At 69.4% G+C, this 13,090-nt stretch carries 11 protein-coding genes, 2 tRNA genes and 1 pseudogene (1 of these 14 only partly in view); 6 read left to right on the forward strand and 8 right to left on the reverse strand.

Annotation, left to right across the window (positions count from 1 at the left end):
• Nucleotides 1-886, forward strand: partial view of a lipopolysaccharide biosynthesis protein gene (locus tag EDF69_RS00660; protein WP_132883291.1) — the 3' portion only. It extends 590 nt beyond the left edge of the window; 886 of the gene's 1,476 nt are visible here — the last part of the coding sequence; its start codon lies off the left edge, out of view; its stop codon occupies nucleotides 884-886.
• Between the two features lie 9 nt (nucleotides 887-895).
• Here EDF69_RS00660 and EDF69_RS00665 read toward each other — a convergent pair.
• Nucleotides 896-1,322 (reverse strand): annotated as a pseudogene (locus EDF69_RS00665) (CBS domain-containing protein).
• 71 nt (nucleotides 1,323-1,393) lie between these two features.
• Between EDF69_RS00665 and EDF69_RS00670 the strand changes: the two are divergent.
• The gene (locus EDF69_RS00670; protein WP_132883292.1) at nucleotides 1,394-1,714 is read left to right on the forward strand and encodes a hypothetical protein; all 321 of its coding nucleotides are present in this window, start codon (nucleotides 1,394-1,396) and stop codon (nucleotides 1,712-1,714) included.
• A gap of 61 nt (nucleotides 1,715-1,775) precedes the next feature.
• Here the strand turns inward: EDF69_RS00670 and EDF69_RS00675 are convergent, their stop codons facing one another.
• The 7 genes from EDF69_RS00675 to EDF69_RS00705 all read right to left on the reverse strand — a co-directional run bounded on the left by EDF69_RS00675 (nucleotide 1,776) and on the right by EDF69_RS00705 (nucleotide 6,789).
• The gene (locus tag EDF69_RS00675; protein WP_132883293.1) at nucleotides 1,776-2,549 is read right to left on the reverse strand and encodes a DUF4167 domain-containing protein; all 774 of its coding nucleotides are present in this window, start codon (nucleotides 2,547-2,549) and stop codon (nucleotides 1,776-1,778) included.
• Between the two features lie 243 nt (nucleotides 2,550-2,792).
• A complete protein-coding gene (gene prmC, locus EDF69_RS00680) occupies nucleotides 2,793-3,614 on the reverse strand; it encodes a peptide chain release factor N(5)-glutamine methyltransferase (RefSeq protein WP_132883294.1) in 822 nt (273 codons plus the stop codon).
• A complete protein-coding gene (prfA, locus tag EDF69_RS00685; RefSeq protein ID WP_132883295.1) occupies nucleotides 3,611-4,687 on the reverse strand; it encodes a peptide chain release factor 1 in 1,077 nt (358 codons plus the stop codon). The genes prmC and prfA overlap by 4 nt, the downstream gene beginning before the upstream one ends.
• Nucleotides 4,684-5,910: a histidine--tRNA ligase gene (hisS, locus tag EDF69_RS00690; RefSeq protein ID WP_132883296.1), complete on the reverse strand. Its 1,227-nt coding sequence runs from the start codon at nucleotides 5,908-5,910 to the stop codon at nucleotides 4,684-4,686. Before hisS ends, prfA begins: the two co-directional genes overlap by 4 nt.
• Nucleotides 5,911-5,988: 78 nt before the next feature.
• Nucleotides 5,989-6,062: transfer RNA gene (locus EDF69_RS00695), tRNA-Gly, on the reverse strand.
• 271 nt (nucleotides 6,063-6,333) lie between these two features.
• On the reverse strand, nucleotides 6,334-6,654 hold the full coding sequence (locus tag EDF69_RS00700) for a YnfA family protein (RefSeq protein ID WP_132883393.1): 321 nt from the start codon (nucleotides 6,652-6,654) through the stop codon (nucleotides 6,334-6,336).
• Nucleotides 6,655-6,703: 49 nt separating this feature from the next.
• Nucleotides 6,704-6,789: transfer RNA gene (locus EDF69_RS00705), tRNA-Tyr, on the reverse strand.
• Between the two features lie 132 nt (nucleotides 6,790-6,921).
• Between EDF69_RS00705 and EDF69_RS00710 the strand changes: the two genes are divergently transcribed.
• From EDF69_RS00710 to EDF69_RS00725, 4 genes are all read left to right on the forward strand, one after another.
• Nucleotides 6,922-8,541: a M20/M25/M40 family metallo-hydrolase gene (locus tag EDF69_RS00710; protein WP_132883297.1), complete on the forward strand. Its 1,620-nt coding sequence runs from the start codon at nucleotides 6,922-6,924 to the stop codon at nucleotides 8,539-8,541.
• 2 nt (nucleotides 8,542-8,543) lie between these two features.
• The gene (gene rlmB, locus EDF69_RS00715; RefSeq protein ID WP_125959292.1) at nucleotides 8,544-9,293 is read left to right on the forward strand and encodes a 23S rRNA (guanosine(2251)-2'-O)-methyltransferase RlmB; all 750 of its coding nucleotides are present in this window, start codon (nucleotides 8,544-8,546) and stop codon (nucleotides 9,291-9,293) included.
• Nucleotides 9,294-9,370: 77 nt separating this feature from the next.
• Nucleotides 9,371-11,131: a gamma-glutamyltransferase gene (ggt, locus tag EDF69_RS00720; protein WP_132883298.1), complete on the forward strand. Its 1,761-nt coding sequence runs from the start codon at nucleotides 9,371-9,373 to the stop codon at nucleotides 11,129-11,131.
• 48 nt (nucleotides 11,132-11,179) lie between these two features.
• A complete protein-coding gene (locus EDF69_RS00725) occupies nucleotides 11,180-12,970 on the forward strand; it encodes an AMP-dependent synthetase/ligase (protein ID WP_132883299.1) in 1,791 nt (596 codons plus the stop codon).
• Nucleotides 12,971-13,090: the final 120 nt, after the last annotated feature.

The following is a 13,090-nucleotide window of genomic DNA, read 5'->3' on the forward strand; positions in this document are numbered from 1 at the left end:
CGGCATGATGGTGGCGGCGCGTGCATGGGTGCGGCCGAGCTTCGACTTCCGGGGCGCCGGCGGGATTGCCCGCTATGGCGTCCTGATGGCGGCGGGCCAGCTGTTCTGGGTCATCCAGAGCCAGGCCGACGTCTTCGTGGCCGGCCGCCACCTCGATGCCCATGCGCTCGGCATCTACACGACGAGCCTGTTCCTGGCGCAGATCCTGGTCGCGAAGTTCGTGCCGCCGATCAACGACGTCGCCTTTTCCGCCTATGCCCGGATCCAGCATGACCGCAGCTCGGTCGCCGCCGCGTTCCTGATGGGTGTACGCATGGTGCTGCTGCTGGCGATGCCCTTCTACCTCGGCCTCGCGGGGGTGGCCGAGCCGCTGGTGTCGGTGGTGCTGGGGGAGAAGTGGCTGGAGACCGGCCCGGTCGTGGGGCTGCTCGCGCTCGCGATGCCGTTCCTGACCCTGCAGATCCTGTTCGCGCCGGCGTGCGATGCCTGTGGTCGGCCCGGGATCAGCGCGGGCAATGGTGCGATCGGGGCAATCCTGCTGCCGATCGCCTTCCTTGTTGGCGTACGCCATGGCGTCCTGGGTCTCGCTACCGCCTGGCTCGTTACCGCGCCCCTGTACCTCGCGCTTTGTGCTTGGCGGACGCTGCCGGTGATCGGGGTGCGCGCAGGGGCGCTCGCCGCGGCCGTCTCCCAGCCCTTGCTGGGGAGCGTCGGCATGGCGATTGCGGTGCTGCTGGTCGATCACCTGCTGCCGCCGCTCGCGCCCTTGCCGCGGGTCGCCATCCTGGTTCCGGCCGGAGCGCTGGTCTACGCGGGCTGGATGCTGACCTTCGGACGCGGGCTGCTGGCCGAGGCGCTGGCGCTGGTTCGGTCGCGGCGCGCCTGAGGGGGTCGGTCAGCCGCCGATATAGGCGCGCATCGCCTGCGCCTCGGCCTCGATGCGCTCGATCCGGTGCTTCACCAGGTCGCCAATCGAGACGATGCCGACGAGACGCCCCGATTCGAGCACGGGAAGATGGCGGATGCGCCGGTGCGTCATCAACGACAGGGCCGCGAGCACGGGGCTCCTGCGGGGAGACGGTGACGGCGGGCGCGGTCATGGCCGCGGTCACCGGACGATCGAGCGTGGCCGCCCCGCCTTGGTGAAGGCAGCCGATCACGTCGCGTTCCGAAAAGACGCCCAGGATCGAGTCTCCCTCGACCACCGGCACCGCGCCGATCCGTCGCTCGGCGAGCAGGTGGACGGCGTCGCCCACCGTCCTCCCAGAGTCGATCGAGACCACGTCATGGCCCTTGCCGCTCAGGATCACCGCGATGGTCATCGCACCCTCCTCTGCCGCCGCGTGCATCGACGGGGGTTGAGCATCCCATGTTTGGATGGGATTGCAAGACGATGCTGCACGATGACCGCGATCCGCTGGACGATCCGACCTATGCGCACTTCGCCTGGGGCAGGTTTCGGCGGCTGCTGAAGTGGATGGCCGCCGTCGCGGCGCTCGCCGCGGGCGTCGCGGTGGCGTTGCTGTGGCACCTGGTCGGTCCGCTGCCGATCCACATGGCGATCGCGACCGCGCTCGGCGTCGGCCTGTCGGTGTTGATGGCGGCGGTGCTGATGGGGCTGATCTTCCTGAGCTCGGGCACGGGCCACGATGCGGCAGTCGACCGGTTCGGGCGCAAGGACCGCCCCGAGGCCGACGCTCGCGACACGGAATAACAAAAGGGCCGGCACCGCTGGTTGCGGTACCGGCCCCTTGTTTTCAGGCGTGCGCTCGACCTCAGGCGGCCGGGGGCATCACCTCGTCGTCGGCGCGGACACGGCGGCGGCGGCGCGGACGCTCCTCGCCTTCGCCTTCCACAGCACCGAGCGCCGGCGGCAGCCGATCCGCATCGATCCCATGCGCCTCGGTCGCGGCCTCTGCCGGCTGCTCAGCGTCCCGGCGACGGGCGCGCGGGCGAGCGCGGGGCGTGCGCGCCTCCGCTTCCACCGGCTGCACGTCGACGTCGTTGGCGGCTTCGGCAGGAACCAGCTGCAGCTGCTCCACCGGAGCGCCATCCACCTCGGTCTGCGTTACCGACGGACGCTCGCCGCGCGGGCCACGCTCGGGCCGCGGACGTGCATCCCGCTGCGGACGATCCTCGCGCTGGGCTCGGTCTTCGCGGCGGGGACGTTCCTCGCGCTGGCCCCGCTCCTCGCGCTGCGGGCGGTCGTTGCCGCCGTTCTCGCCCTCGAACTCGAACTCCTCGCCCTCGTCATCGGAGGCGAAGTCGCCGCGCTGACGCTGGTTCTCTTCGACCCGCGCGCGATTGTCGTTGAGGACACGGAAATAGTGATCGGCGAACTGGAAATAATATTCCGAGTTCACCCGATCGCCCTGCATCTGCGCATCGCGAGCCAGGTTCTTGTACTTTTCCAGCAGCTGCGCGGCATTGCCGCGTGCACGACTGTCGATACGATTGCCGTTATCGGAACGGCCGGGGCTGCCGCCCCCGCCTTGAGGACGCTGCCCACCACGGCCGCGACGGCGGCCGGCTTGCCGGTTGTTTATCAACGTGTGTGTGTCCCGTTCAAAACTGTCCGTCGATCCTGTCGATCCCGGATGCTGCCTGTCGCGGAGGCGCGCTCTTGCGCGACCCCGTCTGCCATGGCCACCGGACCGCAGTGGCGCGCATGACGCTGGAGGGGGCAGTGCCCCGAACTCACCTGTGACTGGTCGAAGGTGGCTTGCCCCGCCCCGGTCTTAGCGGCTGCACGGGCGATCTCCAAGGGAAATATGGGGGTGCCAACGCCGGGTTCAACCGGCAACGATCGCGCGAGGGCGCCCGCCCAGATCCTGTGCGACGCGGACTGAAAGCCCCTGGGCACGGAGCAGCGCGGACACCGCCTCCGCTTGGGTGAAGCCGATCTCCGCCACTGCCACGCCGCCGGGCGCGAGCAATCGCGCGAGCTGCGGCGCGAGCAGGCGATAGGCGTCCAGACCGTCCGCGCCGGCGAACAAGGCCCCGGCCGGCTCATGCCCCACCACCTCCTGCGGCAGGCATTCGTCCGTGCCGATATAGGGCGGGTTGGTGAGCACCAGGTCGAAGCGCGCGTCCAACGCAGCCGCCCAGTCGCCCAGCATGAAGCGCGCCCGCCCGCCCATGCCGAGCCGCTCGGCATTGCGGCGGGCATAGCCCAGGGCGTCGGCCGACCGGTCGACCCCGAGCCCCTGCGCGTCCGGCCATTGGTCGAGCGCAGCGAGCAGCAGCGTGCCGGGTCCGGTGCCCAGGTCGAGCACGGTCGCCGGGGCGCGATCGGCGAAGTGCGCCACCGCCGCCTCGATCAGCGTCTCGCTGTCGGCGCGCGGGACCAAAGCGCCCGGCCCCACCTCCAGATCGATCGTCCAGAAGGCGCGGCTGCCGGTCAGATAGGCGACCGGGGTATGCGCCAATCGCGCCCCGACGAGCGCAGAAAAGCCAGCCGGCACCGGATCGGCCAGGCGCCCGAGCAGCAGCGCGTTGCGCTCGACGCCCATCGCATGAGCCATCAGCAGTTCGGCATCGAGCCGCGGCGTGTCCGAGACGGCGGCGATCCGCTGTGCCGCCTCCCGTACCGCCTCGGCGGCGGTGAGCGTCACGCGGCGTCGAGCGTCGCCAGCCGCTCCGCCTCGTCCTCGGCGATCAGTGCGCCGATCAGCTCGTCCATCTCGCCCTCCAGGATTTCGGGCAGGCGGTGGAGCGTCAGGTTGATGCGGTGGTCGGTCACCCGCCCCTGCGGGAAGTTGTAGGTGCGGATCCGCTCGGAGCGATCGCCCGATCCGACCATCGCCTTGCGCGTGCCGGAGCGTTCCGAGGCCAGCCGCTCGCGCTCGGCCTCGTACAGGCGGGTGCGCAGGACCTTGAGCGCCTTGGCCTTGTTCTTGTGCTGCGACTTTTCGTCCTGCTGGATCACGACCAGCCCAGTCGGCAAGTGCGTGATGCGGACGGCGGAGTCGGTGGTGTTGACCGACTGGCCGCCCGGCCCCGACGAGCGATAGACGTCGATGCGCAGATCCTTGTCGTCGATCTGGACGTCGACTTCCTCGGCCTCGGGCAGCACCGCGACGGTCGCGGCGGAGGTGTGGATGCGCCCGCCGCTCTCGGTCACCGGCACGCGCTGGACGCGGTGGACGCCGCTTTCGAACTTCAGCCGCGCGAACACGCCCTGACCCGTGACCGAGGCGACGACTTCCTTGAATCCGCCCGCGTCGGAGGCGCTGGCCGAGATCATCTCGACCCGCCAGCCGCGGCTGTCGGCATAGCGTTGGTACATGCGGAACAGGTCCCCCGCGAACAGCGCCGCTTCGTCCCCGCCGGTACCAGCGCGGATTTCGAGCATCGCCGGGCGCTCGTCGGCGGCGTCGCGCGGCAGCAGCGCCAGCGCCAGCGCGTGCTCGGCCGCCGCCAGCCGCTCCCGGTTCTCGTGGAGTTCCTCGGCGGCCATGCGACGCAGTTCCTCGTCGCCGTCCTGGCTCATGTCCTCCAGCGATTCGGCCTCGGCCCGCAGTCGCCGGACGGCGCCCGCGGCCTCGGCCACCGGCTCCAGCTCGGCATATTCCTTGGACACCGCCACGAAGCGGTCGCCCGGCAGCTCGCCGGTCGCCATCAGCGCCTGGAGTTCGTCGCGCCGCGCCTCGATCTGGGCGATGCGATCGGGAGAGATGGCGGTCATGCCTGGCGCAGCAGCTGCTCGGCACGCGGCTCTCCGCGCAACGTGCGGAAGGCGGTCGCAGACGCTTCGCCCTCGAACCGCAGCGATACCGTCTCGGCCGGCTCCAGCTTGAGCGCCTTGTCATAGCGCTTGCGCGGCGATCCGGTCGCGACGAGGTCGGCGATCAGCCCCGCCTTGCGCAGCCGCGCGACGGTGGCGACACCCTCGGCAAGCGCGCGCTCGTCCTCCACGACGACGGCGACGTCGAGCTGGGGCGCGGGGGCGCCGTCCAGCAGCATCGCGAGCCGCTCGATGCCGGCCGCCCAGCCCACGCCCGGCGTCTCGGGGCCGCCGAGCGAGCCGATCAGCCCGTCGTAGCGGCCGCCGGCGAGCACCGTGCCCTGGGCGCCGAGCCGGTCGGTCACGAACTCGAACGCGGTGTGGCGGTAATAGTCGAGCCCGCGCACCAGCCGATCGTTGCGGGTCCACGCCACGCCGGCGGCATCAAGGCCCGCCGTGACGGCGGCGAAGAAGTCGCGCGCTTGCGGCGTCAGATAGTCGTCGATCCCCGGCGCCGCGTCTGCGACCGGGCGATCGCGCGGGTCCTTGGAATCGAGGATGCGCAGCGGGTTCTTGTCGAGCCGCGCCAGGCTGTCCTCGCTCAGCACGTCGCGGTGCGCCTCGAAGTGCGCGACCAGCGCGGCGCGCCACGCGTCGCGGGTCTCGGCGTCGCCCAGCGTGTTGAGCTGCAGCGTCACGCCATCGGCGATGCCGAGTTCGTGGAGCAACTGGTCGGCGAAGGCGAGCAGCTCGACGTCGGCACCGGGCTCGGCGGCGCCGATCACCTCGGCGTCGATCTGGTGGAACTGGCGATAGCGCCCCTTCTGCGGCCGCTCGTAGCGGAATACCGGGCCGTGGGTCGCGATCTTGAGCGGGGCATACTGCTGCCAGCCGTCGGTCAGATACGCCCGGGCGATGCCGGCGGTGAACTCCGGGCGGAGCGTCAGCGAATCGCCGCCGCGGTCCTCGAAGCTGTACATCTCCTTGGAGACGACATCGGTGGTCTCGCCCAGCGAGCGCGCGAAGACGGCGGTTGATTCGAACACCGGCAGCTCGACGCGGCCGAAGCAATAGAGCCGGCGGATGCGCTCGAAGGCGTCGACCACGCGGCCGAAGCGGCGCTGGTCTTCGCCGAAGATGTCCTGGGTGCCGCGGATGGGGCGGGGCGTTTCGATGCGGGCCATGGCGGCTCTCTAGGGCTGGTCCGCAGCTCCGGCAATCGCGCGGCGAGGACGCCGTGGCGGGCGGAGGCGGAAAGAAGGTGGAGCGGGTAACGGGAATCGAACCCGTGTATTCAGCTTGGAAGGCTGCTGCACTACCATTGTGCTATACCCGCCCGATGCGCCGGAGGTAGCCGCGCGAAGCGGCGGACGCAAGAGGTGGGACGGCGGCGCACGCGACACCGGAAAGAATGCCCCTCCCCCACCCCCAAACCCCGTTTGTCTCGAGTAGGGATCGAGCTTGTCGAGAGCCCGTATCGAGAGAGCCACAACAACCGGCTTCTCGATACGCCGTCTCGACAAGCTCGACGGCTACTCGAAGCGAACGGGGAGTTGAATGACGATCGGGGTGGACGGGAGGAAGCCGAAGAGGATCGAATACGCCCCTCACCGCGGCCCGAACAGGATCGCCAGGCACCCCGCGAGACACAGCCCCCCGCCGATCAGGTCGAAGCGGTCCGGCGGCAGCCCCTCGACCAGCCACATCCAGCCGAGCGAACTCGCCACATAGATGCCGCCATAGGCCGCATAGGCGCGCGCCGCCGCGGGCGTGTCGGCGAAGGTGAGGATCCAGGCGAAGCCGGCAAGCGCGACCAGTCCGGGGATCAGCCACAAGGGCGAGGCGCCGAGCCGCGCCCATTTCCAGAACGCGAAGCATCCGCCGATCTCAAGCATGGCTGCGGCGATGAAGATCAAAGGGGTCGGCAGCGCAGGTGTCCCTTCTTCCGGGAAAACCGATCCGCCGCGCCGGGGCGGATGGTGGAAGGGGCTGGATTCGAACCAGCGTACACTTGCGTGGGCAGATTTACAGTCTGCTGCCTTTAACCACTCGGCCACCCTTCCACGGGGCCGCTTCGCTGAAGCGAGGTGGCCCATTGCCGTCCGACGCGCACGCTGTCAACGGCTTGCGCGCCTTTCCCGGGCCGCATAGCGTCGTTTGTGACACTTTTCTCTCCCTCGCATGAACGGAACCCGATGCGCGCGCTCAGCCTTGCCCTGCTTGCCACCGTTGCCGCCACGCCTCTTGCCTCCCCGCTCGCCGCCCAGTCGGTCGATCGGGACGCCGTCACCCGGATCATCGACGAGGGCACCAACCAGTCGGAAGTGATGCCGATCGCGCAGCACCTGACCGACGTGATCGGCCCGCGCCTCACCAACTCGCCCGGCATGCGCCAGGCAGAGGAATGGACCCAGTCGAAGTTCCGCGAATGGGGCCTGAAGAACGTCCACAAGGAAGGCTTCGAGTTCGGCCGCGGCTGGTGGATCGTCAGCTCGAGCGTGCGCATGGTGACCCCGCGCCCGATCCAGCTGACCGCGATCCCGATCGCCTGGACGCCCGGTACCAACGGCACCGTCACCGCGCCGGTGATCGTGGCGCCGATGTCCAAGGAAGCGGACTTCGCACGCTATCGCGGGCAGCTGGCGGGCAAGATCGTGATGGTGACCCAGCCGGACACCGGCTCGGAGCCGGACCGCCCCGCCTTCCGTCGGCTCAGTCAGCAGGAGCTCGCCGATCAGGACTTCTTCGAGGCACCGGTCAATGATCCGGACGCGGCGGACCGCCGGCTCAAGCGGCTCGACTTCTCGCTCAAGCTCGACGCGTTCCTGAAGAGCGAGGGCGCGGTGGCGATGGCGACCATGTCCAGCCGCGACGGCATGCTGCTGCACGGCAGCGGCTATCTGTTCGGACGCGATCAGACCCCGGCGACGCCCGGGATCGAGATCGCGGCCGAGGACTATCGCCGCCTCGCCCGCCTCGCCCGCGTCGGCCAGGCACCGACGCTGGAAGTGACCAGCAACGTCCGCTTCGACGACAGCGACGTGCAGGCCTACAACATCCTCGCCGACATCCCTGGCACCGATCCCAAGGCCGGCTATGTGATGGCTGGTGCCCATCTCGACAGCTGGGCCGCAGGCGATGGCGCCTCCGACAACGCCGCGGGCTCTGCCGTGGTGATGGAGGCCGCGCGCATCCTATCGCAGATGGGGGTGCGGCCGAAGCGCACGATCCGCTTCGCGCTGTGGAACGGCGAGGAACAGGGGCTGCTCGGCTCGCTCGCCTATATCGAGCAGCACATCGCCACGCGCGCGCCGGCCGCAACCGGGCCGACGACCGGCCTCGCCCGCTTCTATGGCTGGACCTCGCGCTGGCCGATCACGAAGAAGCCGGGCTACGACCAGCTCGCCGCCTATTTCAACCTCGACAACGGCTCGGGCAAGATCCGCGGCATCTATGCCGAGAACAACCAGGCCGCGGTGCCGATCTTCCGCGAATGGTTCGCGCCGTTCCAGGCGATGGGCGCCGGCACCGTGGCGATGCGCCGCACGTCCAGCACCGATCACTATTTCTTCCAGTCGATCGGGCTGCAGGGCTTCCAGTTCATCCAGGACCCGCTGGACTATGGCAGCCGCATCCACCACACCAATGCCGATACCTTCGACCATATGAAGGGCGAGGACCTGCGTCAGGCGTCGATCATCATGGCATCCTTCCTTCTCAATGCAGCCAACGCGGACAAGCCGCTGCCGAAGCCGCCGCTGCCCCGCCAGCCGAAGGTCACCGACCCGTACGCCTGGCCGAAGGCGGAGGACTGAGCATGGCACGTCGTGGTCATCGCCCGAGCCAAGGCTCCCCGCAGCGCCCCCGTTTCTGGGGCCGCCATGCGGTACTCGCCGCCCTCGCCAACCCTGAGCGCACGGTGCGCAAGCTGTGGGGCACGCACGAGGCGTTGTCGCAGCTCGACCTTCCGTCGACGCTGACCGTCACCTATGCCGAGGCGGCCGACCTCGGCCGGCTGGTTCCGAACGACGCTCCGCACCAGGGCATGGTGGCAGAGGTCGATCCGCTGGAGGACATCTGGCTGGGCGACCTGCTGGAGCGCGGCCGTTCCGACACCCGCCCGCTGCTGGTGCTCGATCAGGTCACCGACCCGCACAATGTCGGCGCGATCCTGCGCTCGGCAGCCGCGTTCGACGCGCTCGGCATCGTGACGCAGGACCGGCATGCACCGCCGGAGTCCGGCACCGTCGCCCGCACCGCGTCGGGCGCGCTGGAGATCGTCCCCTGGGTGCGCGTGGTGAACCTCGCCCGTGCGCTCGAGGAGATCGCCGAGGCCGGCTATTGGCGCATCGGCCTGACCGGCAACACCGACCTGACGCTCGACCAGGCGATGGGCTCGGACAAGGTCGCGCTGGTGCTGGGCGCCGAGGGCGAAGGCATGCGCCAGAACACCGCGGCGCATTGCGACGTGCTCGCGCGGTTGCCGATCAGCGATCAGATCGAAAGCCTGAACGTCTCCAACGCAGCGGCCATCGCGCTCTACGCGGCGGCGACACGGCGCGGCTGAGGCGGACGACGGGGGCGCGGCTTCGGCCGTGTCCCCTCGCCTTTGCACCCGGGACAATCGCGGCTACTCCTGCAGGCATGAAGTGTTTCCTCAGCTGTGCAGCATTGCTGCTCGCCGTACCCGTCGTTGCGAGTGCCCAGGTCGCCCGTCCCGCCCCAGCCGCCAAGCAGGCGGCGCAAGGCATGGTCAGCGCTTCGGACCCCCGGGCCGCGGCGGCGGGCGTCGAGATGCTGCGCGCCGGCGGCAGCGCCACCGATGCCGCGATCGCGACGCTGCTCGCGCTCAATGTGGTCGAGCCGCAGAACTCCGGCATCGGCGGCGGCGGCTTCTGGGTCGGGCATGATGCCAGGACCGGAAAGCTCCTGACCATCGACGGGCGCGAGACGGCTCCCGCGGCGGCCGATCCGCGCTGGTTCTACGCGCCCGACGGCAATCCGCTGAGTCATTCCGCGGCCGTGCCCGGCGGGCGCAGCGTGGGGGTGCCGGGCAACCTGCGCGAATGGGCGATGGCGCATGCCCGCGCCGGCAAGCTCCCCTGGGCGAAGCTGTTCGAGCCGGCGATCCGCCTCGCCCGCGACGGCTTTCGCATCACCCAGCGCCTCAACGCCGGGATCGACCGCTTCGGCAGCCACATCGACGCGTGGGCGCGGACAAAATATCTAACGCCGGACGGCAAGGCGCTGCCGGTAGGCACGCTGCTCAAGAACCCCGAACAGGCCGCCTTGTTCGAGCGCCTGGCACGGCTGGGCCCGGACAGCTTCTATGTGGGGCCGGACGCGCAGAAGCTCGTTACCACCGTCAACACCGCCGCCCGCAACCCGTCGAAGATGACCGCGGGCGACCTCGCCAGCTACGATGCCAAGGAACGCGCGCCGGTGTGCGGCAGCTACCGCGCCTATCGCATCTGCGGCATGGGCCCGCCCTCGTCCGGCGGCGTCGCGGTGCTGATGATCCTGAAGCAGCTCGAACGCTTCGACATGGCGAAGCTGGGTAAGGACTCCCCGGTCGCCTGGCACCTGATCGCCGAGAGCCAGCGGCTCGCCTATGCCGATCGCGACATGTACCTGGCCGATCCCGACCATGTGACGGTGCCGGTCAAGGGACTGCTCGACCGTACGTACATCGCCGCGCGCTCGGCCCTGATTTCGCCCGACCGGACAATGGCGAGCGTCGCGCCCGGCACGCCCGCCGGTGCTCCTGCCCGCATCCGGGTCCAGCAGAGCGAAGTGCCGGGGACCACCCATGTCTCGGCAACCGATGCGCGCGGCAACGCGGTGTCGGTCACGTCGACGGTGGAGGGCTATTTCGGCTCGGGCCTGTCGGTGAACGGCACCATGCTCAACAACGAGCTGACCGACTTCGACATCGTGCCGGAAAAGAACGGCCACCTGGTCGCCAACAGGGTCGAGGGCGGCAAGCGGCCGCGCAGTTCCATGTCGCCGACCATCGTCTACGGCCCGGACGGCAGGGTCCGCCTGGTGATCGGTGCGGCAGGCGGGTCGACCATCATCGCCCAGGTCGCCAAGGCGGTGATCGCGGTGATCGACTGGCGGATGACGGCGCAGGACGCGATCGGCCTGGGGCTGATCTATGCACCGGGCAGGATTGCGACTCTCGAACAGGGTACCCAACTCGACGCCATGGCGCCGGCACTCGAGGCGCTGGGAGAGCCCGTGAAGATCGCGCCCATGGGCCTGAAAGCCAATGCGGTGGAGCGCGTCGGCGGTCGCTGGGTCGGCGGCGCCGATCCGCGCAGCGAGGGTGTCGCCATGCGGCAGGATGGCACCGTCGTCGAAATCAAGCGGGTCGGCGGCTTCGGCACCCGTCCCCCGGAATAACAACAGGCAAGTCCCCGGCGCACGGATGCCGGGGCGGCAGGAGAGGCCATGCGTACCCTCGAGCACTTCCCGAATCTCGTCACGATGTTCTTCGCGCGTGCGCGCGAGAAGGGCGACAAGCCATTCCTGTGGCACAAGGCCGGGGGCGAATGGCAGCCGACCAGCTGGGCGGAAGCCGCGCGCCAGGTCGCCAGCCTCGCCGCAGGCCTGAAGGCGCTCGGCCTCAAGCGCGGCGACCGGGTGATGCTGGTGTCGGAGAACCGCCCCGAATGGTGCATCTCCGACCTCGCCATCATGGCGGCGGGCTGCATCACGGTGCCGACCTATGTCACCAACACCCAGCGCGACCACCAGCACATCATGGAGAATTCGGGCGCCTGCGCCGCGATCGTCTCCACCGCCAAGCTCGCGCGCGAGCTGATCCCGGCCGCCCTTCACGCATCCACCCCGCAGAAGATCATCGGGATCGAGGACGTTCGCCTGGTCCAGCCCGGCAGCATCGAATTCCACAGCTGGCATCAGCTGATCGCCGATCATCCTGCCAGCGCCGACGCGGCCGCGGGCGAGGCAAGCTTCCAGCGCGAGGACCTCGCCTGCATCATCTACACCAGCGGCACCGGCGGTGCTCCCCGGGGCGTGATGCAGCACCATGGCGCGATCCTGCACAATGTGGCCGGCTGCTCGGCGGTCATCGCCGAGGATTTCGGTTGGGACGACGAGGTGTTCCTGTCGTTCCTGCCGCTGAGCCACGCCTATGAGCACACCGGCGGCCAGCATTTCGCGATCGGCCTGGGCGGGCAGATCTATTATGCCGAGGGCCTCGACAAGCTCGCCGCCAATATCGAGGAAGTGCGCCCGACGATCATGTTCGTCGTGCCGCGGCTGTTCGAAGTGCTGCGCACCCGGATCACCAAGGCGGTCGAGAAACAGGGCGGCATGGCCGCCTATCTCCTCGGCAAGGCGATCGAACTCGGTAATAAGGAGAGCGAGGGTCGCCTGCGCCTGACCGACCGGCCGGCGCAGCTGGCGGTGCGGACCTTGTTCCGGCCCAAGATCGCCAAGCGCTTCGGCGGGCGGATGAAGGCGATGGTGTCGGGCGGCGCGCCGCTCAATCCTGAGGTGGGGCTGTTCTTCCAGGCGCTGGGTGTCACCTTCCTTCAGGGCTATGGCCAGACCGAGGCCGCGCCGGTGATCTCGTGCAACCGCCCATCGGCAGGCGTCCGCATGGACAGCGTCGGCCCGCCGCTCGCCAACACCGAAGTGCGCATCGCCGAGGACGGCGAAATCCTGGTCCGCGGCGAGCTGGTGATGCACGGCTATTGGCGCAACGAGGTCGAGACGGCGCGCGTGCTCAAGGACGGCTGGCTGCACACCGGCGACATCGGCCTGATCGACGAGGCGGGGCGGATCAAGATCACTGACCGCAAGAAGGACATCATCGTCAACGACAAGGGCGAGAACGTCGCCCCGCAGAAGGTGGAGGGGATGCTCACCCTCCAGCCCGAGATCTCCCAGGCGATGATCGCGGGCGATCGCCGCCCCTATATGGTCGCGGTGATCGTGCCCGATCCGGAGTGGACGCAGGAATGGTGCGCGGCCAACCGCGCGGTCTGCGACTTCAAGCGGCTGGCGGAGGACAGCGGCTATCGTGCAGCGTTGAGCGCCGCCGTGGACCGGGTGAACCAGGACCTGACCGTGACCGAACGCATCCGCCGCTTCATCCTGGCAGACCGGCCGTTCACCATCGAGAACGAGCAGCTCACCCCCAGCCTGAAGATCCGCCGCCACATCCTGCGCCAGGTCTATGGCGAGCGGCTGGACGCGCTCTACAAGGGGTAAGCTGAGAGGCAGGGCAGAGCCACCCGCGTCGAGCCCGCCGGCTCTGCACTCCTTCGCAGGAGCACGGAAACGGGCGAGACTCGCCGGAGTCGACGCGGCAGCCTGGGTAGGTCAGGAGCC

Origin of the sequence: Sphingomonas sp. JUb134 (genome assembly GCF_004341505.2) — a bacterium.
Classification (GTDB): domain Bacteria; phylum Pseudomonadota; class Alphaproteobacteria; order Sphingomonadales; family Sphingomonadaceae; genus Sphingomonas.